This window comes from Micromonospora sp. NBC_01638 (assembly GCF_045209745.1).
Lineage (GTDB): Bacteria > Actinomycetota > Actinomycetes > Mycobacteriales > Micromonosporaceae > Micromonospora.
On the sequence record NZ_CP109273.1, the window covers coordinates 303,856 to 329,953 of the forward strand.

Here is a 26,098-nt window from a genome sequence, read left to right on the forward strand (position 1 = left end):
GGGAGCGTGGACGACATGACGGACAGGCTGAGTGAGCTCACCGCCGCGGGCGTGGCGATCTGGCTCGACGATCTTTCCCGGGTACGGCTGAGCTCCGGTGGGCTGGACCAGCTCCGCCGGGAGAAGCACGTGGTCGGGGTGACCACCAACCCGACGATCTTCGCGAAGGCGCTGAGCGACGCCGACGAGTACAACTGGCAGCTGCGCGATCTCGCCACCCGTGGGGTGGAGGTCGAGGAGGCGGTGCGCATGCTCACCACGTACGACGTGCGGTGGGCCTGTGACGTGATGCGCCCGTCGCACAACGCAACGGCGGGCGTCGACGGCCGGGTCTCCATCGAGGTGGATCCCCGACTGGCGCACGACAGCGACAAGACCGTGGCTGAGGCCAAGGCGCTGTGGTGGCTGGTCGACCGGCCCAACCTCTTCATCAAGATCCCGGCCACCGAGGCGGGCCTGCCGGCGATCACCGCCACCCTGGCCGAGGGGATCAGCGTGAACGTGACGCTGATCTTCGGTCTGGACCGCTACTCGGCGGTGATGGAGGCGTTCCTCGCCGGTCTGGAGCAGGCCAAGGCCAACGGTCACGACCTGTCCACCATCGGCTCGGTGGCGTCGTTCTTTGTCTCCCGGGTCGACTCCGAGGTCGACAAGAGATTGGATCGGATGGCAGACAAGGCTTCCGACACCGCAGGCAAAGAGCGCGCGGTGGGACTCAAGGGGCGCGCTGCCGTCGCCAACGCCCAGCTGGCGTACGAGCGTTACACCAAGGTGTTCTCCTCGGACCGCTGGAAGGCGCTGGCCGACGCCGGCGCGCACCCGCAGCGGCCGCTGTGGGCGTCCACCTCGACGAAGAACCCGGACTACCGCGACGTCATCTACGTCGAGGAGCTGATCGCTCCCGGCACGGTCAACACCATGCCCGAGTCGGTCATCCACGCGTACGCCGATCACGGGGAGACCCGCGGCGGCGACACCATCACCGGCTCGTACGACGCGGCGCGCAAGGTCTTCGCCGACCTGGAGTCGGTCGGGGTGGACATGGACGACGTGATCGTCACCCTGGAGCGCGAGGGCGTGGAGAAGTTCGCGACCAGCTGGCAGGAGCTGCTCGATGGCGTCCGCAAGTCGCTGGAGGCAGCGGGTGCCGGCAAGGGTTCGCCGAACAAGGCCGCCAAGGGCAACGCCAAGGGCGCCGAGAAGGCCGGTGGTAACGCATGAGCGAGCGCAGCGAGCGAATCAGCATGCTCAGTGCGATGGTGCCTCATGACGGCACGCAGCGAAGCGGAGTGGCGGCATGAGTGACCTTCTCGCCGGGCCGGTGGAGGCAGCCGCGGGACTTGCTGTGTACGGCGCGGACGCGGTCGACAAGTCCGCGCCCGCCTCGACCCGGGACGCGCTGGTCAAGGCCGGCGTCCCGGGCAAGTTGGCGGGCAAGGACGCGAGTCTGTGGGGTCCGGATGCCGAGGCTGAGGCGAAGGTCCGGCTGGGCTGGGTGGACACCCACCAGCGCAGCCGGGAGCTGCTGGTGCAGCTGGCCGAGCTGACCGCGGAGCTGGCCGATCTGGACCACGTGGTGCTCGCCGGCATGGGCGGCTCGTCACTGGCCCCCGAGGTGATCACCCGGACGTTGGGTCGCCCGCTGACCGTGCTGGACACCACCGACCCGGGCCAGGTCCGGGCGGCGCTCGGTGACCGGCTGGAACGCACCGTGGTGGTCGTGGCCAGCAAGTCCGGCTCGACGGTGGAGACCGACAGCCACCGCCGCGCCTACTGGCAGGCTTTCCTGGACGCCGGGATGACCGAGGCGGAGGCCGGACGGCACTTCGTCATCGTCACCGACCCGGGCTCGCCGCTGGAGAGCACCGCGACCGAGATGGGCGCGTTCACCGTGCTCGCCGACCCCAACGTCGGCGGCCGGTACTCGGCGCTGACCGCGTTCGGCCTGGTGCCCTCGGCGCTGGCCGGGGTCAACGTGGCCGAACTGCTCGACCAGGCCGACGCGCTGGCCGCGTCGCTCGCCGCGGACCGGGACAATCCGGCATTGGCGCTGGGTGTCGCCCTGGGCGCAGCGGCCACGCTGGCCCGGGACAAGGTCGCCCTGGTCTCCGACGGCACCGGCATCGACGGGCTCGGCGACTGGGCCGAGCAGCTGATCGCCGAGTCGACCGGCAAGGCCGGGGTGGGCATCCTCCCGGTGGTCGTGGAGTCCCCACAGAGCCCCGGCGCCACCGGGTCGGACGTGCTGACCGTCAGCTACGGCGGCGCGCTGGCCCCCGGTGACGTACCGGGTGGCGGCGTCGACCCGGACGTGGCCGTCAACGGCCCGCTGGGCGCGCACTTCCTGGCCTGGGAGTACGCCACCGCAGTGGCCGGCGTGGTGCTCGGCATCGACCCGTTCAACCAGCCGAACGTCACCGAATCCAAGGAGAACACCAACAAGATCCTGGCCTCGGGCCTGCCGGCGGAGACGCCGTCGTTCACCGAGGGCGCGATCGAGGTGTACGCCCCGCAGGGCGCTCCCGGCGACCTGGCCGGGGTGCTGCGCTGGCTGCTCGACGGGCTGGGCGACGACGGTTACCTCGCGGTGATGGCGTACCTCGACCGGTTCGCCGACGCCGACGCGGCCCGGCTGCGGCCGCTGCTGGCCCAGGCGGGTGGCCGGCCGGTCACCTTCGGCTGGGGGCCCCGGTTCCTGCACTCGACGGGCCAGTACCACAAGGGCGGCCCCCAGGTGGGCAGCTACCTCCAGGTGACCGGTGCGGTCGCCGAGGACCTGGAGGTGCCGGGCAAGCCGTTCACCTTCGGTGAGTTGCAGGCGGCGCAGGCCGCCGGCGACCGGCAGGCCCTCGCCGGCCGGGAGCGGCCCGTGCTGCGGCTGCACCTGACCGACCGGGCCGCCGGTGTCGCCCAACTGCTCGACGCGGTCGGTGAGCTGCCCGCGTGAGGATGGACGACGTGAATGAAGCGGAGCGAGGAGGCGGCGTGAACCCGCTGCGCGACCCGCAGGACCGCCGGTTGCCCCGGATCCCGGAGCCGTGCGCTCTGGTGATCTTCGGGGTGACCGGCGACCTGGCCCGGAAAAAGCTGCTCCCTGCGGTCTACGACCTGGCCAACCGGGGGCTGCTGCCGCCCGGCTTCGTGGTGCTCGGCTTCGCGCGTCGCGACTGGGGTGACGGCGACTTCGAGACGTTGGCCTGCGAAGCTGCGCGCAAGCACGCCCGTACGCCCTGGCGGGAGGAGGTGTGGGCACGGCTGGCCGGCAACATCAAGTTCGTCGGTGGGTCGTTCGACGACGACGCCGCCTTCGACCACCTCGCGGCGACGCTCGACGACCTGCGGCAGACCCACGGCATCACCGGCAACGCGGCGTTCTACTTCTCCATCCCCCCGGCCGCGTTCCCCGTCGTGCTCAAGCAGCTGGCCCGCACCGGGATGGCCGACAACGAGAAGTCCGGCGGTTGGCGCCGGGTCGTGGTGGAGAAGCCGTTCGGTAACGACCTGCCCTCGGCGAAGTCGCTCAACGACCTCGTCGACGACGTGTTCACCCGGGAGGACGTCTTCCGGATCGACCACTACCTGGGCAAGGAGACTGTGCAGAACATCCTCGCCCTGCGGTTCGCCAACAACCTGTTCGAGCCCCTGTGGAACTCCAAGTACGTCGACTCGGTGCAGATCACCATGGCCGAGGATGTCGGCATCGGCACCCGCGCCGGCTTCTACGACACCGTCGGCACCGCCCGTGACGTACTGCAGAACCACCTCCTGCAACTCCTCGCCCTGGTGGCGATGGAGGAGCCGACCAGCTTCGACGCCGACGAGATCCGGGCCGAGAAGCTGAAGGTGCTCAAGGCCATCACCCTGCCCAAGGACGTCAGCCGGGGCACCGTACGCGGCCAGTACCTGCCCGGCTGGGTGGGCGGCGAACGCGCGGTCGGTTACCTGGAGGAGCGGGACGTTCCCACCGACTCCACCACGGAGACGTACGTGGCGGTGCGGCTGGGCATCCAGAACCGCCGGTGGGCCGAGGTGCCGTTCTACATCCGGGCCGGCAAGCGACTGCCCCGCCGGGTCACCGAGGTCGCCATCATGTTCAAGAAGGCGCCGCACCTGCCGTTCAACGACGCCGACATGGAGTCGCTGGGCAACAACCAACTGGTCATCCGGGTGCAGCCGGACGAGGGCGTGGTGCTCAAGTTCGGCTCGAAGGTGCCGGGCACCACGATGGAGGTCCGCGACATCGCGATGGACTTCCAGTACGGCGAGGCGTTCACCGAGTCCAGCCCGGAGGCGTACGAGCGGCTGGTGCTCGACGTGTTGATCGGCGACCGCACCCTGTTCCCGGACGCGGCCGAGGTCGAGCAGAGCTGGCAGGTGATCGACCCGCTGGAGCACGCCTGGGTGGGCACCAAACCGGAGCCGTATCGCGCCGGCGAGTGGGGGCCGCGGGCCTCCGACGAGATGCTGGCACGCGAGGGCCGCGCATGGCGGCGCGCGTGAGTGGGCGCGGCATGACGCAGACCAGGAGGCTCCAGTGATCGGGCTGTGGGACACCACCGGCAACGAGGTGGTCAAGGCGCTCGCCGCCGAGCGGCGCAGCGCCGGCGGGGTGGCCAGCGGCATGGCGCTCACCCTCATCGTGGTCGTGGATGAGAAGCGGGTCCGTGAGGCGGAGGCGGCAGCGACGATCGCCGCCGCCGCCCACCCGTGCCGGCTGCTGGTGGTGGTCCGCTCCGATATCGAGCGGGACCGCAACCGACTGGACGCGGAGATCGTGGTCGGTGGCCGGCTCGGCCCGTGCGAGGCGGTGGTCACCCGGATGTACGGCCGGCTGGCCCTGCACGCCGAGTCGGTCGTGATGCCGCTCCTGGTTCCGGACGTACCGGTGGTCACCTGGTGGCACGGCGAGCCTCCGGCGGAGATCGCCACCGACTTCCTCGGGGTTGTCGCCGACCGCAGGATCACCGACTCGGCGCAGGCCGCCGACCCGGTGGAGGCGCTGCGGCAGCGAGCCCGGGACTACGCCCCGGGCGACACGGACCTGGCGTGGACCCGGATCACCCCGTGGCGGACCCTCGTCGCCGGGGCGTTCGACACCACCAGCGCGCAGGTTGTCGAGGCGACCGTGGTCGCGCCGCCCACCGACCCGACGGCGACGTTGATGGTCGGTTGGCTGGCCAGCCGGCTCGGCATCACCCCGCACCGAGTGGACTCCGACGAGTTTCCCCGGATGCGGGAGGTGCAGCTGAGCTGCGCCAACGGTGACCAGCTGACGCTGACCCGCGAGGACAGCATGGCGGTGTTCCGGCGGACGGGCCAGGACGACCGGCCCCTGCCCCTGGTCCGCCGACCGCTCGGTGACGAACTGGCCGAGGAACTGCGCCGTCTGGACGCCGACCAGGTGTACGCGGAGGCGCTGGGCGCAACGGTCGGGCTGCGTGGGCTGGAGCAGCGTCCCCCGCAGCGGGTGCACGTCTGGAAGGATCCGGCCACTGCGCAGCGCGCCGAGGCCGGGGTCGCCGCGCACGCCGGCACGAGCGGCGACGAAGGCGCATCCCATGAGTGAGGCGAGTGTCGCCGTCCACGCGGACGCCGACCTGCTGGCGCAGGCCGTGGCCGCCCGGTTGCTGGTGAAGCTGCTCGACGCCCAGGCCGACCGGGGCGAGGCCTCGGTGGTGCTCACCGGTGGGCGGATCGCCGCAGCCGTGTACCGGGCGGTGGCGACGCTGCCGGCCCGCGACGCGGTGGACTGGTCCCGGGTCGACGTGTGGTGGGGCGATGAGCGGTTCCTGCCCGCCGGTGATCCGGACCGCAACGAGACCCAGGCCCGGGCCGCCCTGCTGGATGTGGTGCCGCTGAACCCGGCCCGGGTGCACCCGATGCCGGCCTCCGACGGCCCGACCGGCAACGACCCCGAGGCGGCGGCAGCGGCGTACGCGGAGGAATTGGCGCGCGCCGCCCGGCCCGGGCACGCCGCGCTGCCGCACTTCGACGTGCTCATGTTGGGCGTGGGCGAGGACGGGCATGTGGCCTCGGTCTTCCCCGAGCACCCGGTGCACTACGAGACCCGGCCGGTCAGCGCGGTGCGGGGCAGCCCCAAGCCGCCGCCGATGCGGACCACGCTCACCCTCCCGGCGATCAACACCGCCGAGGAGGTCTGGCTGGTGGCCGGCGGCGCCGACAAGGCTCGCGCGGTGGGCATGGCGTTGGCCGGTGCCGGGCCGGTGCAGTTGCCGGCCGCCGGGGTGCACGGCGTGGACCGCACCCGCTGGCTGCTGGACCGGGCAGCGGCAGCCGACGTGCCCGCCCGGCTACGCAGCCTCCGCTGACGGCGAGGAGGGGCCCCGTCCGCGGGGCTCCTCTACTCGCCTCGGCGGCGACGTAGCGCGGCGAGCGCCTCGGCCAGCAGCGCCTCCCCCTCCTCGGCGGTGCGCCGCTCCTTCACGTACGCCAGGTGGCTCTTGTATGGCTCGGCGCGGACGCGGCCTGGCGGGTTCTGCGCGTCCCGGCCCCCGGGCAGGCCGCAGCGGGGGCAGTCCCACAGCGGCGGCGCCTCAGCGTCCGCGGCGATCCGAATGTCGATCCGGTGGTCGTTGCGGCACCAGTAGGTGACGTCCTGTCGGGGGGCGGGTTGGTGCCGCTCGTCGGGGCGCATGGGCGCGGACCCGACTCGGGCGCCGCGGATGACGTTGCCACTCGGCACGGCTGCTCGCTCCTGTCGTCGGAGGGGACCCGCCGTCGTCAAGGGGTGGGCGGCGGGCGACGCGGTGCAGCGGAGAAAAGCCTGCGCGCGGCCCGTCGAGTGACGGACCGCGCGCAGATTGTACGACTTTACGAGCCTGCTCAGGTGCCGCTGCTCATCTGGAGGCGCAGCCAGAGCCCGAGCCCGACGATGGCGGCGAACCAGACGATGCTCACCAGAACGGTGTATCGGTCCAGGTTTTTCTCCGCGACCGAGGAGCCGGCGAGGCTGGAACTGACGCCACCGCCGAACATGCTCGACATACCGCCACCCTTGCCGCGGTGCAGCAGGATAAGCAGGGTGAGCAGAACGCTCGTGATGATCAGCAACACGATCAACGTGTATGCGAACCAGATCGGCATGGCTGGGGTCAGTCCTCTCGTAGCGATCCTCGCCCGGGGTGATCGGGCACAGCGGCACCGACCGGCGGACGGGCGGTGTCCAGGATACCGAGCGATCAGCGGGCGATGTGCTCCGGGAACCTGCAGATCTGAGCGAATTCCTCCGCGTCCAGGCTGGCGCCCCCCACCAGGCCCCCGTCCACGTCCGGCTGGGCCATGATCAAGGCGGCGTTGGACGCCTTGACCGAGCCGCCGTAGAGGACCCGGACCTGGTCGGCGGTGTCCTGGTCGAAGCGTTCCGCCAGTCGCTGACGGACCGCCCCGCAGACCTCCTGGGCGTCCTCCGGCGTCGCGGTCTTGCCCGTGCCGATCGCCCAGATCGGCTCGTACGCGATCACGACCTGCCGCACCTGCTCGGGGGTGAGCCCGGCCAGGCCGCCGTCGAGCTGGTCGGCGCAGTGCGCCACGTGCCTGCCCTCCTCGCGCACGTCCAGCCCCTCCCCCACGCAGAGGATCGGGGTCAGGCCGTGCGTCAGCGCCGCCTTCACCTTGGCGTTGACCAGCGCGTCGTCCTCGTGGTGGTAGGCCCGCCGCTCGGAGTGCCCGACCACCACGTACGTGCAGCCGAGCTTGGCCAGCAGTGGGCCGGAGATCTCCCCGGTGTACGCGCCGGACGCGTGCGGGGAGAGATCCTGCCCGCCGTAGCCGATGAGCAGCTTGTCCCCGTCCACCGCGGTCTGCACCGTACGCAGGTCGGTGAAGGGCGGCAGCACGACCATCTCGACGTCGGTGAGCTGCTTCTCGGTGAGGCTCGCCGCCAGCTTCTGCACCAGCAGGTTGGCCTCGAGGTGGTTGAGGTTCATCTTCCAGTTGCCGGCCATCAACGGCCGACGGGTCGTGCTCGACATTCAGTTCTCCAGGGCCGCGATGCCGGGGAGGGTCTTGCCCTCCAGGTATTCCAGGGAGGCGCCGCCGCCGGTGGAGATGTGCCCGAAGGACGACTCGTCCAGCCCCAGGGCACGGACCGCCGCCGCCGAGTCGCCGCCACCGACGACGCTGAACGCGTCGGCCTTGGTGATCGCCTCGGCGATCCCCCGGGTGCCCGCCGCGAAGGCCGGCATCTCGAACACGCCCATCGGGCCGTTCCAGAAGATCGTCTTCGCCTGGGACAGTGCGGCGCTGAAGCCGGCCACCGTCTCCGGGCCGACGTCCAGACCGAGCCGGTGGCTCGGGATGCCGTCGACGCGTACCGTGTCGTGCGCGGCGTCCGGGGCGAACGCGTCCGCGACCACCACGTCGACCGGGAGCATGATCTTGCCGCCGGACCGCTCCAGCAGGTTGCGGCAGGTCTCGACCATGTCCTTCTCGAGCAGCGAGGTGCCCACCTCCAGGCCCTGGGCCCGGAGGAAGGTGAAGCACATCCCGCCGCCGATGAGCAGCCGATCGACCGTGGGCAGCAGTGCCTCGATCACGGCGAGCTTGTCGGACACCTTCGACCCACCGAGCACCACCACATACGGCCGCTCGGGGTTGGCGGTGAGCTTGGAGAGCACCTCGACCTCACGCAGCACCAGTCGGCCCGCGACGTGCGGCAGCCGGGCCGGCACGTCGAAGACGCTGGCGTGCTTGCGGTGCACGGCACCGAACGCGTCGTCCACATACGCGTCGCCGAACGCGGCGAGCTGGTCGGCGAAGGCACCCCGCTCGGCCTCGTCCTTGCTGGTCTCACCCGCGTTGAAGCGCAGGTTCTCCAACAGGGCGACCTGGCCGTCGGCCAGGTCCGCGACGGTGGAGCGGGCGGAATCGCCGACGGTGTCCGTGGCGAAGTGCACCGGCGCGCCGAGCAGCTCACCGAGCCGCCCGGCGACCGGACGGAGGCTGAACTGCGAGTCCGGCGCGCCCTTCGGACGGCCCAGGTGCGAGCAGACGACAACCTTCGCGCCGGCCTGCACGAGCGCGCTCAGGGTGGGCAGGACGGCCCGGATCCGGCCGTCGTCGGCGATCCTCACTCCGTCCGGAGTGCCGCCTTGCGGCGCGGAGGCGGAGTTATGATCGGTGATCGCACCGGTCTGCTTGTCGAGCGGGACGTTCAGGTCGGCGCGCACCAGCACGCGCCGGCCTGACACCCCCTCGGCGAGCAGGTCGTCGAGGGTCCGGAGGGCACTCACAGAGCTAGCCTTCCCTTCGCGACTGCGGGGCTCGCAAGCTCACTCCTCGCGCTCACAGCGAGGAACCGACCAGCTTGACCAGGTCCACCAGGCGGTTGGAGTAGCCCCACTCGTTGTCGTACCAGCCGACGATCTTGACCTGGTTGCCGACGACCTTGGTCAGCGGCGCGTCGAAGATGCACGACGCCGGGTCGGTGACGATGTCGGAGGAGACGATCGGGTCCTCGTTGTAGACCAGGATGCCCTTGAGCGGGCCGTCCGCGGCGGCCTTCAGCGCGGCGTTGACCTCGTCCACGGTGGTCTCGCGAGCCACGTTGACGGTGAGGTCGGTGACCGAGCCGGTCGGGATCGGCACCCGCAGGGCGTACCCGTCGAGCTTGCCCTTGAGGTCCGGCAGGACCAACCCGATCGCCTTGGCGGCACCGGTGGAGGTCGGCACGATGTTCAGCGCGGCAGCCCGGGCCCGACGCAGATCCGAGTGCGGCGCGTCCTGGAGGTTCTGGTCCTGGGTGTACGCGTGGATCGTCGTCATCAGACCGTGCTGGATGCCGAACGTGTCGTGCAGGACCTTCGCCATCGGGGCGAGGCAGTTGGTGGTGCACGAAGCGTTGGAGATGATGGTGTGCTTCGCCGGGTCGTAGGTGTCGTGGTTGACACCCATGACGACGGTGACGTCCTCGTTCTTCGCCGGGGCGGAGATGATGACCTTCTTGGCCCCACCGTCGACGTGCGCCTTGGCCTTGGTGGCGTCGGTGAAGAAACCGGTCGACTCGATGACGACGTCGGCGCCGACGTCGCCCCACGGCAGCTTCGACGGGTCCTTCTCGGCGTACGCCTTGATGGTCTTGCCACCGACGGTGATCTCGTCGGCGGTGGCCTTGACCTCGTACGGCAGGCGACCCAGGATGGTGTCGTACTTGAGCAGGTGGGCGAGCGTGGCGTTGTCGGTCAGGTCGTTCACCGCCACGATCTCGATGTCGGCGTCAGACGCCAGCACTGCCCGGAAGAAGTTACGGCCGATTCGGCCAAAGCCGTTGATGCCAACCCGGATGGTCACAGGTCCCATCTCCTCGCGTTTTGGTCTGCCGGCTTCAGACAACGGGCCGGCGGAGTGGTGTGCGCCGACCGTTGGAGCCGGCCGTTGACGGTTCATCTCGGCCACCCCGCCGCGGTCTGAGGACCTGACCGCCCGAGGCGGTGGGCACGACGAGGAGTGCCTGTGTCGGCCCCCTTGCCGTACGCAGCGACCTTATCCGAGCGTGCGAGACCACGCTGCGCCGGGTCGTGGTCCCGGACGCACCGTGCGGCCTTACCGTCCTATCAGACCACGAGCATGTCGGGCGTGACGGCTGCTTCCGTATCCGGGATGCCGAGGTCCCGGGCCCGCTTGTCGGCCAGCGCCAGCAGCCGGCGGATCCGCCCGGCGATCGCGTCCTTGGTCAACGGCGGTTCGGCCAGCGCGCCCAACTCCTCCAGCGACGCCTGCCGGTGCTCCAGGCGCAACCGCCCGGCGTCGGTCAGGTGGTTGGGCGCCTCGTCGGCGAGTATCTCCAGTGCGCGGGTGACCCGGGCGGCGGCGGCGACCGCGGCACGCGCCGAGCGGCGCAGGTTGGCGTCGTCGAAGTTGGCGAGGCGGTTGGCGGTGGCCCGCACCTCGCGGCGTACCCGGCGCTCCTCCCAGGCCAGCACGCTGGAGTGCGCGCCGATCCGGGTGAGCAGCGCGGCGATCGCGTCGCCGTCCTTGACCACCACCCGGTCCACCCCGCGCACCTCACGGTTCTTGGCGGTGATGCCGATGCGGCGGGCCGCGCCGACCAGCGCGAGGGCCGACTCCGGCCCGGGGCAGGTGATCTCCAGAGCGCTGGAGCGGCCAGGCTCGGTGAGCGAACCGTGTGCCATGAACGCGCCCCGCCACGCGGAGACCGCGCAGCACACGTTCGCCGCCACCACGTGTGGGGGCAGCCCGCGCACCGGGCGGCCCCGCACGTCGAGCAGGCCGGTCTGCCGCGCGAGGGCCTCGCCGTCCTTGACCACGCGCACGATGAAGTGGCTGCCCTTGCGCAGCCCACCGGAGGCCAGCACGTGGATCTCGCTGGGATACCCGTAGACCTCGGCGATCTCCCGCCGCAGCCGCCGGGCCACCGCCCCGGTGTCCAGCTCAGCCTCCACCACCACGCGGCCGGAGACGATGTGCAGCCCGCCGGCGAAGCGCAGCAGCGCGGCCATCTCCGCCCGCCGACAGCAGGGCTTGGGCACGTCGACCCGACTCAGCTCGTCCTTGACCGCGGCCGTCATCGCCATTGTGCGTCCCCTCACGGACCGGTTCCGGCGTGTCGCCGGAGATTACGTACGTGTCTAACGATCGGAGCCCAGGACAGGCACCAGCGCGGCGCCCAGGGCAACCGGATCATGGCGGGGAGTGCCGCCGGTGACGGCGACGGGGGCGAGGACCAGGCGGGCACCCAGCGATTCTGCCGCACGTTCGACCGGTTCGGGGTCACCCACCGCCTTGGCATCAGCGAGCACAAGATCCACCTTGAGTTCGGGCAGGTACCAGTGCAGAGCCGCGAGATGGTCGGCGACGGAGAGCCCAAGGGTCTCCTTCTCCGCGGCGAGGTTCAGCGTGACCAGCCGCCGGGCCGAGCAGGACACGATCGCGTCGGCCAGCTGCGGCACCAGCAGGTGCGGAAGCACGCTGGTGTACCAGCTGCCCGGCCCGAAGATCAACCAGTCCGCCGCCCTGATCGCCTCGATGGCCTCGGCGCAGGCCGGCGGGCGGGCGGGCGTGAGCCGCAGCGCCTCGACCCGCCCGGTCGTGACGGCCACCTGGTGCTGGCCACGCACGGTGCGCACCTCGTCGGGGGCGGCCGGGTCGGCGCCGCGTACCTGCGCCTCGATGTCGACCGGCTGGCGGGACATCGGCAACACCCGGCCGACCGCGCCGAGCATCGCGCCGGCGTGCTCCAGCGCGGCCACCGGGTCGCCGAGCAGCTCCGTGAGGCCGCAGAGCACCAGGTTGCCCACCGCGTGCCCGGCCAGCCCGTCGGTGCGGGTCGCCGTCCGGTCGGCGTCGCCGGGCACCGCCGGGTCACCCGCGACGACCTGGGGTACGCCGGCCAGTGCGGTGACGAAGCGGTGCTGGAACAGCCCGGCGCTGCGCCGGGTCGCCGGGTGGTCCCCGGCCAACGCCACCAGCGCCTGGCGCAGATCACCCGGGGGCAGACCACCCCGCTCGGCGCGCAGCCGGCCACTGGAGCCGCCGTCGTCACCAACGGTGACCACCGCGGTGATGTCGAGGTCGAGTTCGGGGGCGCAGTGGCGCAGCGCGCGCAACGAGGCGGACAGCCCGTGCCCGCCTCCGAACGCCACCACCCGACGGGCCGTCATTCCCGCCCCAGGTCGCGGTGCTGGGCGTTGGCCGCCAGCCCGGAGTGGCGCAGCCGGCCGGACAACTCCTCGGCGATGGCCACGCTGCGGTGCTTGCCGCCGGTGCAGCCGACGGCGACCGTGAGGTACCGCTTGCCCTCCCGCTCGAAGCCGGCCGTGGTGGCGTTGACCAGGTCGGCGTACGCGGAGACGAAGGCGTCCGCGCCCTCCTGGCCCAGCACGTACGCGCTGACCGCCTCCTCCCGCCCGGTGTGCTCGCGCAGCTCCGGAACCCAGTACGGATTGGGCAGGAAACGGGCGTCCAGCACGAAGTCGGCGTCCGGCGGCAGGCCGTACTTGAAGCCGAACGACAGCACGGTGACCCGCAGCCGGCGGGCATCCTCGCCGCCGAACAGCTCCTCGATGCGCCGACGGAGCTGGTTGACGTTCAGGTGGCTGGTGTCGATGATCACGTCGGCCTGGTCGCGCGCCTCCTCCAGCAACCCGCGCTCCACGGCGATGCCGTCGGCCAGCCGCCCGTCGCCCTGCAACGGGTGCGAACGGCGAACGCTCTCGAACCGCCGGATCAACACCTCGTCGTCGGCGTCGACGAAGACCACCCGGGGCGAGAAACCACGCTCCTTGAGCTCCCGGATCGCCCCGGCCAGGTCCGTGGAGAAGGCCCGCGACCGCACGTCCAACACCATCGCCGTACGCCGAGCCGCGCCGCCCGCCTTGAACGCCAGCTCGGCCATGTCCAGCATCAGTGCCTGCGGCAGGTTGTCCACGACGTAGTAGCCGACGTTCTCCAACGCCCGGGCAACCGTGCTGCGGCCACCCCCGGAGACACCGGTGACCACCACGAGTGTGGTCTCCGACTCGGCCGCCAGTTGCCCGTCAACGGCAGCCGGGTCGTCGATCCGGTCACCGGCTGTGCGCGCCTCGCTCACCCGTACCCCCAAGCCGTGGCGCCGCGGCCGCCGTCGGCCGCGATTTGTCAATCAGCGACTCTATCCCGCCGCCGGGCCGAGGCCGGGCACCCGCCACGGGTCGCCGGGCGGTCGACGATGACCGGACAGCCGCCGTCCTGGATAACGATCAATATTGTGGTCGGGAAAAGGCCCAGCCCCGCGGCCCAGCGAACCAGCCAGCCAACCCGGCGCACCCACCTCGGTACGCCGGGCTGGTGCTGTCGGGGTCGGCTCGTAGACTCCGCGGATGGCTTCTCCCACCGACCTGCGTACCGAGGACGCGCTGCCGGTGCTGCGCCGGGTGTTCGGCTACGACGCCTTCCGCGGTTTCCAGCAGGACGTGATCGACCATGTGGTCGCCGGCGGCGACGCGCTGGTGTTGATGCCCACCGGTGGCGGCAAGTCCCTGTGCTACCAGATCCCGGCCCTGGTCCGCGACGGGGTCGCGGTCGTCGTGTCCCCGCTGATCGCGCTCATGCAGGACCAGGTGGACGCGCTCACCGCGGTCGGCGTACGCGCCGGGTTCCTCAACTCGACCCAGACCCTCGACGCCCGGCGTCGGGTCGAGGCGGCCTTCCTCGCCGGCGAGCTGGACCTGCTCTACCTGGCTCCAGAGGCGCTCGGCGTCCGCTCCACCCTCGGCCTGCTGGACCGGGGGCGCATCTCCCTGTTCGCGATCGACGAGGCGCACTGCGTGTCCCAGTGGGGGCACGATTTCCGCCCCGACTATCTGGCGCTGTCGATGCTGCACGAGCGTTGGCCGCAGGTCCCCCGGATCGCGCTGACCGCCACCGCGACCAGCGCCACCCGCACCGAGATCGCCACCCGCCTCAAGCTCGACGACGCCCGGCACTTCGTGGCCAGCTTCGACCGGCCCAACATCCAGTACCGGATCGTGCCCAAGCGGGAGCCCCGCAAGCAGTTGCTGGCCCTGCTGCGCGACGAGCACCCCGGCGACGCCGGCATCGTCTACTGCCTGTCCCGGGCCTCGGTCGACAAGACGGCGGAGTTCCTCACCGCCAACGGGGTCGCCGCTCTGCCCTACCACGCCGGGCTGGACGCGGCCACCCGCGCCGCCAACCAGCAGCGCTTCCTGCGTGAGGACGGCCTGGTCATGGTGGCCACCATCGCCTTCGGCATGGGCATCGACAAGCCCGACGTCAGGTTCGTCGCCCACCTCGACCTGCCCAAGTCCGTCGAGGGTTACTACCAGGAGACCGGCCGCGCCGGGCGGGACGGCCTGCCGTCCACCGCCTGGCTGGCGTACGGACTGCAGGACGTGGTCCAGCAACGCAAGATGATCGAGACGTCCGACGGCGACCTCGCCCACCGGCGCAACCTCGCCGCGCACCTGGACGCCATGCTCGCCCTCTGCGAGACGGTGCGCTGCCGCCGGGTCCAGCTGCTCGAATACTTCGGCGACACGACGACATCCGCCTGCGGCAACTGCGACACCTGCCTCACCCCGCCGGAGTCCTGGGACGGCACGGTCGCCGCCCAGAAGTTACTCTCCGCCGTCTTTCGGCTCGACCGCGAACGCAACCAGCACTTCGGCGCCGGGCACTGCATCGACATCCTGCTCGGCAAGCAGACCGACAAGATCAGCCAGTACGGTCACGACTCGCTGACCGTCTTCGGCATCGGCTCCGAACTCAGTGAGGCAGAGTGGCGGGGCGTGGTCCGACAACTGCTCGCCGAAGGGCTGCTCGCCGTGGAGGGCGACTACGGCACGCTCGCGCTGACCGAGGCGAGCACCGACGTCCTGGGTCGCCGCCGCACAGTGACGATGCGCCGCGAACCGGAGAAGCCCGCATCGAGCCGCTCATCGAAGCCGCGCGGCTCGTCCACCGTCGTGACCGAGCTGACCCCGGCCGCCACGTCGCTCTTCGAGCGGCTGCGCGCCTGGCGGGCGGCCACCGCCAAAGAACAGGGCGTCCCGGCGTACGTGATCTTCCACGACGCCACGCTGCGGCAGATCGCCAGTGACGCGCCGGGCACGCTGGCCGACCTGTCCCGCGTCAGCGGGGTCGGCGAGAACAAGCTCGCCAAGTACGGCGAGCAGATCCTGGCCGTCCTCGCCACCGACTGATGGCATGACGAAGGGCCGGGCCCCTGGTGGGGTCCGGCCCTTCGTGGTTGGTGCTTGTGGTGTTTTGTGGTGCGCGGTGGGTCAGCTGGTGGCGTAGCCGCGGGTGGCGATCCAGTCGGCGAGGCGCTCGGTGGTGATCTCGTAGGAGGCGGTGTTCGGGTCGGCGGAGTCGGCGATCTTCACCACGTTGCCGTTGTCGCGGTAGCCGACGACGCTGATGTAGTGCCCGCCTTCGAAGGAGTGCACGCCGCCGTTGGTGTCGACGCTGGTGCCGGCGATGTTGGCGACCATGGCCCGGCCGTCGTCGACGGTCTTGACGATGTCGGCGCGCAGGGTGTCGGTCTGCTTGGCGTCAGCGGCGGGGGTGCTGATCTCGACGCTGCGGTAGGCGTCGTTCTTACCGGTTTCCTTGTTCAGGACCGGGGTGATGTCGTTGATGGAGTCGGTGCCGGCCTCGGTGGTGCCCATTTCCTTGGCCATGGCGTCGACGCTGATGTCCTTGCCCTGCACGCTCAGGGCGTTACGGGCGGCGGCGGGGCCGCAGTAGTAGAAGTTCGGCTGCGCCTCGTAGCGCACACCCAGCTGACGCTCACCGGCGGGCTTGCGGTCCGACTGGGTCTGCGTGGCGGGCTTGGCGTCGGACGCGGCGTAGGCGGCGGTGACGGGGCCGATGATGGCGCCGCCGGTGAAGGCGAGCCCAGCAGCGGTCAGAGCGGTCTTACGGATCAGATCGGTACGCATGATGGCGTGCTCCTCTGCATCGGGGGGTGTCCGCACGGCACTCGACGGGGGTGCGACCGTGCGAAGAAAAGTTCACGGGAACGGCCCGGCGATCGGGGGACCTGCTCGGGGTTCCGGGGATGTAACCGGGGCGGCCGGCCGGATGTTCCCGGCGACTGCCGGCGGCTGGCGGACCTTGTCCGTCCCGGGTTACGGGGGGATGTAACCGAGGCCGCCGGCCGGATGTTCCCGGCGACTGCCGCACACCACAGCCCGTCGGGCTACGGCGGCATGCCAGGTATAACGACCCCGACCCGCCACCGATTCCACCACCGGAGTGGACCCGACCACAGCACACCAACCCCAAAACCGGGACAGCCACCCCAACCAGCCGCACCCCCAACCGGCGACACCCCCGAACCGGACACCAACCCCACCCGGCCAGACCCAACCCCGAGGCACATCCGCACCATCACCCGAGATCACGGCGGTCAACGAGGCGTACCGCGGCCCGGTCAGCTGCGGCACCGGCAACGCTGCCTCCCGACGCGGTCCAGGCAGGCAACACCACCCTGAAACTGCGCCGATCATGGCCCGCTTCAAAGCTCGCCAGACTGGCCTTCGAGAAACAGTGGACCGGACCGCCGGAGACCTCCCCCAGCACCGCTTGGATGGTCCGCCGAAGACCCCCGACACCCACAATGCAGACAAAGCGCCCAAAACGCTCACTCCGACGGGACCCTCGCTGCTCGACCGGCCCAAGATCGTGCTCGAACCAGGAAACAGGGCCCTCAGCCCATGAACGAAGCAACTACAACCAGGACAACACCGTTTGCGTTCAGCGTTCGGTTGCTGGGCCAACGGGGCACGGTGAACTCCCGAACCCAGGTTCGCCACTCCAGAGCGCCCCGCCGCAGCGCCCCGCCGCGCCGATCTTGCAGTTCCGGTCGCCGAGATGCGTGGAATGCCCCCTAAGTCGAGGCAGAAAGTGCAAGATCGCGAGAAAGGGGGGCGACCACGCACACGCGAGCACGCGGGCTGGGGGCAGGCTCAGGGACTTGGCGCCGCTGTTGCGCTGTCGTCGGCTGTCGTGTCCTTGTCGAGGGCTGCCAGGATCGCCTCGGCGGTCCGCCGGCCCACTCCGGGCACTTCGGTGATCTCCTCGACTGTGGCGGCGGAGATCCGCTTGAGCGAGCCGAAATGACGCAGCAGCGCCTTGCGCCGCACCTCCCCCAGGCCGGGTACGTGGTCCAGCGCCGACTCGGTCATGCGCTTGGAGCGGCGCTGCCGGTGGAAGGTGATGGCGAACCGGTGGGCCTCGTCACGGACCCGTTGCAGCAGATAGAGCCCCTCCGAGGTGCGCGGCAGGATGACCGGGAACTCGTCGTCGGGGAGCCAGACCTCCTCCAGCCGCTTGGCCAACCCGCACAGGGCCACGTCGTCGATGCCCAGGTCGGCGAGGGCCTGCGCGGCCGCGGCGACCTGTGGGGCACCGCCGTCGACGACCACCAGCTGCGGCGGGTACGCGAACTTCCGCGGCCGGCCGGTGGTCGGATCGATCAGGACACCGACCTGCGGCTCGACCGCGTCTTCCGGGGCGGCCGGGTCGTCGGCCGACTCCACCCCCACCTCGCCCGTCTCGGCCCTGGCGTCCAGGTAGCGGGCGAAGCGGCGGCGGAGCACCTCGGACATCGCGGAGAGGTCGTCGGTGGCGCCTCGGATGATGAACCGCCGGTACTCGCTCTTGCGGGGCAACCCGTCCTCGAAGACCACCATGCTGGCGACCACGTCGGTGCCCTGGATCTGGGAGATGTCGAAACACTCGATGCGCAGCGGCGAGGTGCGCATGCCCAGGGCCTCGCTGATCTCGTCCAGGGCCTTGCCCCGGGTGGTCAGGTCACCGGACCGCTTGAGCTTGTGCCGCGTGAGTGCGTCCTTGGCGTTGCGCTCCACCGTCTCCATCAGTGCGCGTTTGTCGCCGCGCTGCGGCACCCGCAGTGACACCCGGCTGCCGCGGTGGTTGGAGAGCCATTCGGCCAACGCGTCGGCGTCCCCCGGCAGCTCGGGCACCAGTAGCTCCCGGGGCACGTCGGTTTCGCCGTGCTCGCCTCCGTACACCTGGGTGCAGAAGTGGTGCACCAGGTCGCCGGTGGTCAGGTCCTCGGTCTTTTCGACCACCCAGCCTCGCTGGCCGCGGACCCGGCCGTCGCGGACGTGGAAGACCTGGACGGCCGCCTCCAGCGGGTCGTCGGCGAACGCGACCACGTCGGCGTCGGTGCCGTCGCCCAGCACCACGGTCTGCTTTTCCATGGCCCGGCGCAGCGCGGCCACGTCGTCGCGCAGCCGGGCGGCCCGCTCGAACTCCAGCTGCTCGCTCGCCTCGGTCATCTCGCGCTCGATCTTGCGAACCATGGTGTCGGTGCGCCCGGCCATGAAGTCGCAGAACCCGTCGACGATGGCGCGGTGTTCGTCGGCGGAGACGGTGCCGACGCACGGCGCCGAGCACTTGCCGATGTAGCCGAGCAGGCAGGGGCGGCCAACCTGGCCGGCCCGTTTGAACACCCCGGCGGAGCACGTGCGGGCGGGGAACACCCGCAGCAACAGGTCGAGGGTCTCCCGGATCGCCCAGGCATGCGAATACGGACCGAAGTAGCGCACGCCCTTGCGCTTGGCGCCGCGCATCACCTGTAGCCGTGGGTAGTCCTCGTCGAGGGTGACGGCCAGGTAGGGGTACGACTTGTCGTCGCGGTAGCGGACGTTGAACCGGGGATCGTACTGCTTGATCTCGGTGAACTCCTGCTGGAGCGCCTCGACCTCGGTGCCGACGGTGATCCAGTCGACCGACTCGGCGGTGGTGACCATTTGTCGGGTGCGCTCGTGCAGGTTCCAGATGTCGCCGAAGTAGGAGTTGAGCCGGCTGCGCAGGTTCCTCGCCTTACCGACGTAGATCACCCGGCCGGTGCCGTCGCGGAAGCGGTAGACCCCCGGTGACTCCGGAATGGTGCCGGGTGCGGGGCGGTAGGTCGAGGGGTCAGCCACGCCAGCAAGCCTAGTCCGCAGCACCGACATCCCCCGGCCAGCGCTAGATCCACTCGGTTTTCGGGAAGTCGGGGTGTCGACGGGCGGCGGACACCCCGACTTGCCGGAACGCGAGTCGATCAGTCAGCCCCGGGGCCGGCTGCCTCCCCCGGCCGGGTCAGGCCAGCGAGATCTGGTCGCCGGTGACCTTGATGTTCTTGGGCGGCAGCGGCTTGGTGGCCGGGCCAGCCTTCACCGAGCCGTCCTCGATCGAGAACTTGCTGCCGTGGCAGGTGCAGTTGATGGTGCCGCCGTCGACGTTCGTCACCGGGCAGTTCTGGTGGGTGCAGATCGGGCTGAAGCCCTTGAACTGGCCGGCAGTGGGCTGCGTGATGACCACGCCCTCGGTGGCGAGGACCTTGCCGCCACCGACCGGGATGTCGGCGGTGGTGGCCAACGACTGGGCGCCCTGCCGGTCGCCGCCGCCAGCGTCGCCGGTGCTGGGCACCGCCGGGCCGCCGCTGGTGGGGGCGCCGCTGCCGCTGCCGTCGTCACTGCCGCAGGCAGCCAGGACGACGGCCGCACCGACCGCCCCGACCCCGGTGAGCAGGGTGCGACGTGTCTGCGTACCCGGACCGGTCAGCGCCTGATCGTCACTCATGCCTCGCCTCTCTGTAGCCCGCTGTGCCGGTCAGAAAGCCGGCCCATACTTCTCCACACGGGCAACTGTGCCGGATGGTTCATCGCGGCATCTGTCCGACCCAGGAAATGGGACGGGGCGGCCCCAGACCGGCTCGCCACGCCGCCATGGGCGCGCGCCAACCCGATCGAACCCGCCCCACCATCGCCACGCCGTCGAGGGCCGAAACGACGAACCACGGTCAGCGCGCGCCGGCCGGCACCTTGCGACTGGCCCGTGCCTTGGTCACACCGTTGGCCTTGGCCGCCCGGGTGGTGGCGGCGGCCGCGCCCTTGGCCTCGCCGTCGAGCTTGAGCACCTGGCGCAGGAACTCGCCGGTGTGGCTCTCAGCCACCTCGGCGACTTCCTCGGGGGTGCCGGTGGCGAGCACGGTGCCGCCCCGGTGGCCCCCCTCCGGACCCATGTCGATAAGCCAGTCGGCCGTCTTGATCACGTCGAGGTTGTGCTCGATGGTGATCACCGTGTTGCCCTTGTCGACCAGCCCTTCCAGCACCATCAGCAGCTTGCGGATGTCCTCGAAGTGCAGACCGGTGGTCGGCTCGTCGAGCACGTAGACCGTCCGCCCGGTGGAGCGCTTCTGCAACTCGGAGGCGAGCTTGACCCGCTGCGCCTCACCGCCGGAGAGGGTCGGCGCGGGCTGGCCGAGGCGGACGTAGCCCAGGCCGACATCGACGAGGGTCTTGAGGTGCCGGTGGATGGCCGGGATGGCGGACAAGAACTCGGCGGCCTCCTCGATCGGCATCTCCAGCACGTTCGAGACGGTCTTGCCCTTGTAGTGCACCTCGAGGGTCTCCCGGTTGTACCGGGCGCCCTTGCAGACCTCGCACGGGACGTACACGTCGGGCAGGAAGTTCATCTCAATCTTGATGGTGCCGTCACCGGAGCACGCCTCGCAGCGCCCACCCTTGACGTTGAACGAGAACCGGCCGGGGCCATAGCCGCGCACCTTCGCCTCGGTGGTCTCGGCGAAGAGCTTGCGGACGTGGTCCCAGACCCCGGTGTAGGTGGCTGGGTTGGAGCGCGGCGTCCGGCCGATCGGCGACTGGTCCACGCCGACGACCTTGTCCACGTGCTCCAAACCGGAGACCCGGGTGTGCCGTCCGGGCACCAGCCGGGCGCCGTTGATCTGGTTGGCCAGCACCGCGTACAGGATGTCGTTGACCAGCGTCGACTTGCCCGAGCCGCTGACCCCGGTGACCGCGATCAGCTGGCCCAGCGGGAACGAGACGCTCAGGTTGCGCAGGTTGTGCTCGCGCGCGCCGTGCACCACCAGTTCCCGAGCCGGATCCTGCGGGCGGCGCTTTGTCGGCGTCGGGATCGACCGACGCCCGGACAGGTATGCCCCGGTGATCGACTCCTTGTTCTTCAGCAGCGCCGGCACGGACCCGCTGTGCACGATCTTGCCGCCGTGCTCACCCGCGCCGGGCCCGATGTCCACGATCCAGTCGGCGGTACGGATGGTGTCCTCGTCGTGCTCCACCACGATCAGCGTGTTGCCCAGCCCGCGCAGCCGGATGAGGGTCTCGATCAGCCGGTGGTTGTCGCGCTGGTGCAGCCCGATCGACGGCTCGTCGAGCACGTAGAGCACGCCCACCAGGCCGGAGCCGATCTGGGTGGCCAGCCGGATGCGCTGCGCCTCACCGCCGGACAGCGTGCCAGCCGGGCGGTCCAGGGAGAGGTAGTCCAGGCCCACGTCGAGCAGGAACCGCAGCCGGGCGTTGATTTCCTTGAGGACCCGCTCGGCGATCATCTTCTGCCGGTCGGTCAGCTCGATGCCGGCGAGCAGGTCGGCGCAGTCCCCCACGGACAGGTTGCAGACCTCGGCGATGCTCTTGCCGGCCAGTGTGACCGCGAGCACCTCGGGCTTGAGCCGGGCGCCACCGCACGCCGCGCACGGCACGTCGCGCATGTAGCCCTCGTACTTGTCGCGGGACGACTCGGACTCGGTGTCGGAGTGCCGGCGCTCGATCCACTGCACCACACCCTCGAAGCCGGTGTAGTAGGACCGCTCGCGGCCGTACTTGTTGCGGTAGCGCACGTGCACCTGATCGTCGGAGCCGTGCAGGATCGTCTTCTGCGCCCGCGCCGGCAACGCCCGCCACGGGGTGTCGACGTCGAAGTGCTGGGCCTCGCCGAGGGCCTCCAACAGGCGCAGGAAGTATTCCAGGTTGTGCCCGGTGGCCCAGGGCTGGATGGCGCCCTCGCGCAGGCTGCGCTCCGGGTCGGGGACCAGCAGCTCCGGGTCGACCTCCTTCTTGGTGCCCAGGCCGGTGCACTCCGGGCAGGCGCCGTACGGCGCGTTGAAGGAGAAGACCCGGGGCTCGAGATCCTCGATGGCCAGCGGGTGGTCGTTGGGGCAGGCCAGGTGCTCGGAGTAGCGGCGCTCCCGGTCCGGGTCGTCCTCCGGGAGGTCGACGAAGTCGAGCAGCACCAGACCAGTGGACAAGCCCAGGGCGGCCTCGACCGAGTCGGTCAACCGCTGCTTGGCGCTCGGCTTGACGGTGAGCCGGTCGATCACCACCTCGATGGTGTGCTTCTCCTGCTTCTTGAGCTTCGGCGGCTCGGTCAGCGGGTGCACCACGCCGTCGACCCGGGCCCGGGCGTAGCCCTTGGCCTGCAACTCGGCGAAGAGGTCGACGTACTCGCCCTTGCGGCCACGGATGACCGGAGCGAGCACCATGAACTTGGTGCCCTCGGCCATGGCGAGGACCCGGTCGACGATCTGCTGGGGGCTCTGCCGGGAGATCCGCTCGCCGCAGACCGGGCAGTGCGGCTCCCCGATGCGGGCGTAGAGCAGGCGCAGATAGTCGTAGACCTCGGTGATGGTGCCGACGGTCGAGCGCGGGTTGCGCGAGGTGGACTTCTGGTCGATCGAGACGGCGGGGCTGAGGCCCTCGATGAAGTCGACGTCTGGCTTGTCCATCTGACCGAGGAACTGCCGGGCATACGACGAGAGCGACTCGACGTAGCGGCGCTGCCCCTCGGCGAAGATCGTGTCGAAGGCCAGGCTCGACTTGCCCGACCCGGACAGCCCGGTGAACACGATGAGCGCATCCCGGGGCAGGTCGAGACTGACGTCACGCAGGTTGTGCTCGCGCGCGCCACGGATAATCAGTCGGTCGGCCACGGTGCGTGTACTCCCGGGTGAAGACGAAGCGAAGGATCTGTCCCGCTCTGGGGTGATTCGGAGCGGTCGTGCGGGCGCGGAAACACGCCTCGGCAACTCTAGCCCCGAGGTATGACAGTTTTCCCCGCCCGCACATTCCCCCAGCTCAGCCCGGTCGGCCGCGTCTGATCAGTAGCCCCCGGGCGCCGGTGGCCGGGCCGCCCGGCGCCGGGCCGAACGCCACCCGCCGCGCCGCTCCGCCGCCACCCGCGCCTCGCGCCGTCGGCTCTCGTGGGCCAACTCCCCCTGCAACCGCCGCCAGTTCTCCCACCGTCGGGTGGAGAGCTCGCCGGTGTGCAGCGCCTCGCGGACCGCGCAGGCGGGCTCGCCGTCGTGCCCGCAGTCGGCGTACCGGCAGCCCTCGGCCAGCCCGGCGATGTCGGCGAACGCCCGGTCGAGCCCGGCCGCGCCGTCCAGCAGGCCGACCGCCCGCACACCGGGAGTGTCGATCACCGCGCCGCCGCCGGGAATCGGTACGAGGGCCCGCCAGGTGGTGGTGTGCCGGCCCTTGCCGTCGACCCGTCGGATCGCCTGGGTGGGCATCATCACCGCCCCGACCAGGGCGTTGATCAGGCTCGATTTGCCGGCACCGGACGGCCCGAGCAGGCCGAGCGTGCGGCCGGGCGCCACCTCGGCGCGCAGCGGGCCCAGCCCGATGCCACGCTCGGCGCTGACCGGCAGCACCGGCACCCCGGGGGCGACCGCGGCCAACTGGCGGGCCAGCGCGGCCGGGTCGGCGGCGAGGTCGGCCTTCGTGAGCACGACCAGCGGCCGGGCGCCGGACTCGTGGGCCAGGGCGAGCAGTCGCTCGATCCGGGCCACATCCGGCTCGGGGTGCACCGGCTCCACCACGGCGGCCGCGTCGAGGTTGGCGGCCAGCACCTGGCCGCTGGCGTCCTTGCCGGCGGTACGCCGGATCAGCGCGGCCCGTCGCGGCAGCACCGCCTCCACGGTGACGCGGCGGTCCGGCCAGTGCGTGAGCAGCACCCAGTCCCCGGAGCAGGGCAGCGCGGACGGGTCCCGGGCGGCGGCGGCCAGCACCGCCCCGCCCAGGCTGGCCCGGACCGGGCCGGCCGCCGTGAGCACCGTGCAGACCCCTCGGTCCACCCGGGCCACCCGACCGGGGTGGTGCTCGCCGTGTCGCACGGCGTACGCCGCCCGCTCGGCGTCCCAGCCGAGGGCGGTCAGATCGATCGTCATGGCATCCTCATCGGTGTCGAAGCTGGTGATGGCGGAACACGCGTGCCACGTCCGGCATGATCACCACCTCCGTCCGATGTCCCGGTGCCGCGTCTGTCGCTGACGGTAGGTGGCGGGCCGACGCGCCGAAAGTGATTTCCCCGGCGACGGCGCGCTGGCGGACCGCTAGGGTCGACGGGTGACCACGGATCCGCTGTTGCTGATGGGCGAGGTGGACGCGGCCACCAGCCGGCTCCTGCGTACCGCCGCTTCTTTCGACGCCGCGGACCTGGCCGCCGCGTCGCTGCTGCCGGGTTGGACGCGCGGCCACGTGCTGGCGCATCTGGCGCGCAACGCCGACGGCTTCGTCAACCTGCTCACCGCTGCCCGCACCGGGGAGGCGCTGCCGATGTACGCGTCGCTGGCGGCCCGCACGGCGGACATCGACGCCGGCTCGGGCCGGCCACCCGGCGAGCACCTGGACGACCTGCGGCGTACCGCGGACCTGTTCACCGAGGCGGTCGCGGCGATGCCGGCCGAGGCTTGGGCGGCGACGGTGCAGGCACGTCGGGGTCCGTGGCCGGCCGCCCTGCTCGTCTGGGGCCGCCTGCGCGAGATCGAGGTGCACCACCTCGACCTGGCGGCCGGCTACCGACCCGCCGACTGGTCGGAGGCGTTCGCCCACCGACTGCTGCGCGAGGCCGCCACCCATCACGCGAACGGACCGACACCGCCGTCGATGGTGCTCCGCCTCGACGGCAGCGAGCACGAGGTGGTCATCGGGGACCGCGCCGGCGCCCCGATCGTCGCCGGTCCTGTCTCCGACCTCGCCGCCTGGCTGATCGGCCGCGCCGACGGCGACCCACTCTCCGTCACCCCCGACGGTCCCCTGCCTACTCCACCGGAATGGATATAGAAACCTCATGACATACAGCGGAGACGTCACCCAGGGCGGCGCGCCGGCGGTACGGGTGCTGGACGGGCTGACCATCAGCAAGCTGTCGGTGGGCCCGATGGACAACAACGCCTACCTGCTGCGCTGCACGGGCACCGGTGATCAGGTGCTGATCGACGCCGCCAACGAGGCACCCCGGCTGCTGGAGCTGATCGGCGACGGCGGGCTCACGGCCGTGGTGACGACCCACCAGCACATGGATCACTGGGTCGCGCTGGAGGAAGTGGTCGCCAAGACCGGGGCCCGGGTGCTGGTGCACGCCGACGACGCGGCCGGGCTGCCGATCGAGGCGGAGCGCCTGGCCGACGGCGACATCGTGCCGGTCGGCGACTGCGCGCTGGAGGTCATCCACATCAAGGGGCACACCCCGGGCTCGATCGCGCTGCTCTACCGCGACCCGGCCGGCACCCCGCATCTCTTCACCGGCGACAGCCTTTTCCCGGGTGGTGTCGGTAACACCGACAAGGACCCGGAGCGCTTCGCCGCGCTGATCGACGACGTCGAGCACAAACTGTTCGACCAGCTACCCGACGACACCTGGTTCTACCCTGGCCACGGCAAGGACAGCACCCTGGGAGCAGAACGCCCAGCCCTCCCCCAGTGGCGAACCCGAGGCTGGTAACCCCCACCGAACCAGGATCACCAAACGCGGACCAACACCACCAAGATCCCAACCCCCGTCG

At 71.0% G+C, this 26,098-nt stretch carries 21 protein-coding genes; 8 read left to right on the top strand and 13 right to left on the bottom strand.

What is annotated here, in order from left to right; genetic code table 11:
• Window positions 1–15: 15 nt before the first annotated feature.
• The 5 genes from tal to pgl all read left to right on the top strand — a co-directional run bounded on the left by tal (window position 16) and on the right by pgl (window position 6,329).
• A complete protein-coding gene (gene tal, locus OG811_RS01300; RefSeq protein ID WP_406071483.1) occupies window positions 16–1,221 on the top strand; it encodes a transaldolase in 1,206 nt (401 codons plus the stop codon).
• A gap of 76 nt (window positions 1,222–1,297) precedes the next feature.
• A complete protein-coding gene (locus OG811_RS01305) occupies window positions 1,298–2,947 on the top strand; it encodes a glucose-6-phosphate isomerase (RefSeq protein ID WP_406071485.1) in 1,650 nt (549 codons plus the stop codon).
• Between the two features lie 2 nt (window positions 2,948–2,949).
• Window positions 2,950–4,500, top strand: a complete 1,551-nt coding sequence (gene zwf / locus OG811_RS01310) for a glucose-6-phosphate dehydrogenase (protein WP_406071486.1) — start codon at window positions 2,950–2,952, stop codon at window positions 4,498–4,500.
• A gap of 34 nt (window positions 4,501–4,534) precedes the next feature.
• Complete coding sequence (locus OG811_RS01315) at window positions 4,535–5,566, top strand: glucose-6-phosphate dehydrogenase assembly protein OpcA (RefSeq protein ID WP_406071488.1); 1,032 nt, start codon at window positions 4,535–4,537, stop codon at window positions 5,564–5,566.
• The gene (gene pgl, locus OG811_RS01320) at window positions 5,559–6,329 is read left to right on the top strand and encodes a 6-phosphogluconolactonase (RefSeq protein ID WP_406071490.1); all 771 of its coding nucleotides are present in this window, start codon (window positions 5,559–5,561) and stop codon (window positions 6,327–6,329) included. Before OG811_RS01315 ends, pgl begins: the two co-directional genes overlap by 8 nt.
• A 32-nt stretch (window positions 6,330–6,361) precedes the next feature.
• On the opposite strand, the gene OG811_RS01325 is transcribed toward pgl, so the two are convergent.
• The 8 genes from OG811_RS01325 to rapZ all read right to left on the bottom strand — a co-directional run bounded on the left by OG811_RS01325 (window position 6,362) and on the right by rapZ (window position 13,567).
• Complete coding sequence (locus OG811_RS01325) at window positions 6,362–6,703, bottom strand: RNA polymerase-binding protein RbpA (RefSeq protein ID WP_272612564.1); 342 nt, start codon at window positions 6,701–6,703, stop codon at window positions 6,362–6,364.
• 140 nt (window positions 6,704–6,843) lie between these two features.
• On the bottom strand, window positions 6,844–7,104 hold the full coding sequence (gene secG / locus OG811_RS01330; protein ID WP_406071492.1) for a preprotein translocase subunit SecG: 261 nt from the start codon (window positions 7,102–7,104) through the stop codon (window positions 6,844–6,846).
• Between the two features lie 95 nt (window positions 7,105–7,199).
• On the bottom strand, window positions 7,200–7,991 hold the full coding sequence (tpiA, locus tag OG811_RS01335; protein ID WP_406071493.1) for a triose-phosphate isomerase: 792 nt from the start codon (window positions 7,989–7,991) through the stop codon (window positions 7,200–7,202).
• Complete coding sequence (locus tag OG811_RS01340) at window positions 7,992–9,251, bottom strand: phosphoglycerate kinase (RefSeq protein WP_406071495.1); 1,260 nt, start codon at window positions 9,249–9,251, stop codon at window positions 7,992–7,994.
• Window positions 9,252–9,303: 52 nt separating this feature from the next.
• The gene (gene gap, locus OG811_RS01345; protein ID WP_406071497.1) at window positions 9,304–10,308 is read right to left on the bottom strand and encodes a type I glyceraldehyde-3-phosphate dehydrogenase; all 1,005 of its coding nucleotides are present in this window, start codon (window positions 10,306–10,308) and stop codon (window positions 9,304–9,306) included.
• Window positions 10,309–10,571: 263 nt separating this feature from the next.
• Window positions 10,572–11,552, bottom strand: coding sequence for a DNA-binding protein WhiA (gene whiA, locus OG811_RS01350; RefSeq protein WP_074312802.1), 981 nt, complete (start codon window positions 11,550–11,552; stop codon window positions 10,572–10,574).
• A 54-nt stretch (window positions 11,553–11,606) separates the two neighbouring features.
• Window positions 11,607–12,638 carry a 2-phospho-L-lactate transferase CofD family protein gene (locus tag OG811_RS01355; RefSeq protein WP_406071499.1) on the bottom strand — a complete coding sequence of 344 codons (1,032 nt, stop codon included), beginning with the start codon at window positions 12,636–12,638 and terminating at the stop codon, window positions 11,607–11,609.
• Window positions 12,635–13,567, bottom strand: a complete 933-nt coding sequence (rapZ, locus tag OG811_RS01360) for an RNase adapter RapZ (RefSeq protein ID WP_406071500.1) — start codon at window positions 13,565–13,567, stop codon at window positions 12,635–12,637. The genes OG811_RS01355 and rapZ overlap by 4 nt, the downstream gene beginning before the upstream one ends.
• A gap of 268 nt (window positions 13,568–13,835) precedes the next feature.
• Here rapZ and recQ point away from each other — a divergent pair, with 268 nt between their 5' ends.
• On the top strand, window positions 13,836–15,677 hold the full coding sequence (gene recQ, locus OG811_RS01365; RefSeq protein ID WP_406071502.1) for a DNA helicase RecQ: 1,842 nt from the start codon (window positions 13,836–13,838) through the stop codon (window positions 15,675–15,677).
• 81 nt (window positions 15,678–15,758) lie between these two features.
• On the opposite strand, the gene OG811_RS01370 is transcribed toward recQ, so the two are convergent.
• From OG811_RS01370 to rsgA, 5 genes are all read right to left on the bottom strand, one after another.
• Window positions 15,759–16,418 (bottom strand): C39 family peptidase, encoded by a 660-nt coding sequence (locus tag OG811_RS01370; protein ID WP_406071504.1) that lies wholly within the window; start codon window positions 16,416–16,418, stop codon window positions 15,759–15,761.
• Window positions 16,419–17,447: 1,029 nt separating this feature from the next.
• A complete protein-coding gene (uvrC, locus tag OG811_RS01375) occupies window positions 17,448–19,436 on the bottom strand; it encodes an excinuclease ABC subunit UvrC (protein ID WP_406071505.1) in 1,989 nt (662 codons plus the stop codon).
• 157 nt (window positions 19,437–19,593) lie between these two features.
• Window positions 19,594–20,076, bottom strand: a complete 483-nt coding sequence (locus OG811_RS01380) for a Rieske (2Fe-2S) protein (protein WP_406071507.1) — start codon at window positions 20,074–20,076, stop codon at window positions 19,594–19,596.
• Window positions 20,077–20,296: 220 nt separating this feature from the next.
• Window positions 20,297–23,242 (bottom strand): excinuclease ABC subunit UvrA, encoded by a 2,946-nt coding sequence (uvrA, locus tag OG811_RS01385; protein ID WP_406071509.1) that lies wholly within the window; start codon window positions 23,240–23,242, stop codon window positions 20,297–20,299.
• A gap of 168 nt (window positions 23,243–23,410) precedes the next feature.
• Complete coding sequence (rsgA, locus tag OG811_RS01390; RefSeq protein WP_406071511.1) at window positions 23,411–24,481, bottom strand: ribosome small subunit-dependent GTPase A; 1,071 nt, start codon at window positions 24,479–24,481, stop codon at window positions 23,411–23,413.
• A gap of 178 nt (window positions 24,482–24,659) precedes the next feature.
• Between rsgA and OG811_RS01395 the strand changes: the two genes are divergently transcribed.
• Complete coding sequence (locus OG811_RS01395) at window positions 24,660–25,376, top strand: maleylpyruvate isomerase family mycothiol-dependent enzyme (protein ID WP_406071513.1); 717 nt, start codon at window positions 24,660–24,662, stop codon at window positions 25,374–25,376.
• Window positions 25,377–25,383: 7 nt separating this feature from the next.
• Window positions 25,384–26,037 (top strand): MBL fold metallo-hydrolase, encoded by a 654-nt coding sequence (locus OG811_RS01400; protein WP_406071515.1) that lies wholly within the window; start codon window positions 25,384–25,386, stop codon window positions 26,035–26,037.
• The last annotated feature ends 61 nt before the right edge of the window (window positions 26,038–26,098 follow it).

What these genes read in the sequence shown, in the direction of transcription:
- OG811_RS01380 (WP_406071507.1), bottom strand. Translation starts at nt 20,076, where the DNA reads ATGAGTGACGATCAGGCGCTGACCGGTCCGGGTACGCAGACACGTCGC.
- rsgA (WP_406071511.1), bottom strand. Translation starts at nt 24,481, where the DNA reads ATGACGATCGATCTGACCGCCCTCGGCTGGGACGCCGAGCGGGCGGCG.
- OG811_RS01305 (WP_406071485.1), top strand. Translation starts at nt 1,298, where the DNA reads ATGAGTGACCTTCTCGCCGGGCCGGTGGAGGCAGCCGCGGGACTTGCT.
- OG811_RS01355 (WP_406071499.1), bottom strand. Translation starts at nt 12,638, where the DNA reads ATGACGGCCCGTCGGGTGGTGGCGTTCGGAGGCGGGCACGGGCTGTCC.
- secG (WP_406071492.1), bottom strand. Translation starts at nt 7,104, where the DNA reads ATGCCGATCTGGTTCGCATACACGTTGATCGTGTTGCTGATCATCACG.
- OG811_RS01370 (WP_406071504.1), bottom strand. Translation starts at nt 16,418, where the DNA reads ATGCGTACCGATCTGATCCGTAAGACCGCTCTGACCGCTGCTGGGCTC.
- zwf (WP_406071486.1), top strand. Translation starts at nt 2,950, where the DNA reads ATGGACGACGTGAATGAAGCGGAGCGAGGAGGCGGCGTGAACCCGCTG.
- tpiA (WP_406071493.1), bottom strand. Translation starts at nt 7,991, where the DNA reads ATGTCGAGCACGACCCGTCGGCCGTTGATGGCCGGCAACTGGAAGATG.
- tal (WP_406071483.1), top strand. Translation starts at nt 16, where the DNA reads ATGACGGACAGGCTGAGTGAGCTCACCGCCGCGGGCGTGGCGATCTGG.
- OG811_RS01400 (WP_406071515.1), top strand. Translation starts at nt 25,384, where the DNA reads ATGACATACAGCGGAGACGTCACCCAGGGCGGCGCGCCGGCGGTACGG.
- whiA (WP_074312802.1), bottom strand. Translation starts at nt 11,552, where the DNA reads ATGGCGATGACGGCCGCGGTCAAGGACGAGCTGAGTCGGGTCGACGTG.
- pgl (WP_406071490.1), top strand. Translation starts at nt 5,559, where the DNA reads ATGAGTGAGGCGAGTGTCGCCGTCCACGCGGACGCCGACCTGCTGGCG.
- recQ (WP_406071502.1), top strand. Translation starts at nt 13,836, where the DNA reads ATGGCTTCTCCCACCGACCTGCGTACCGAGGACGCGCTGCCGGTGCTG.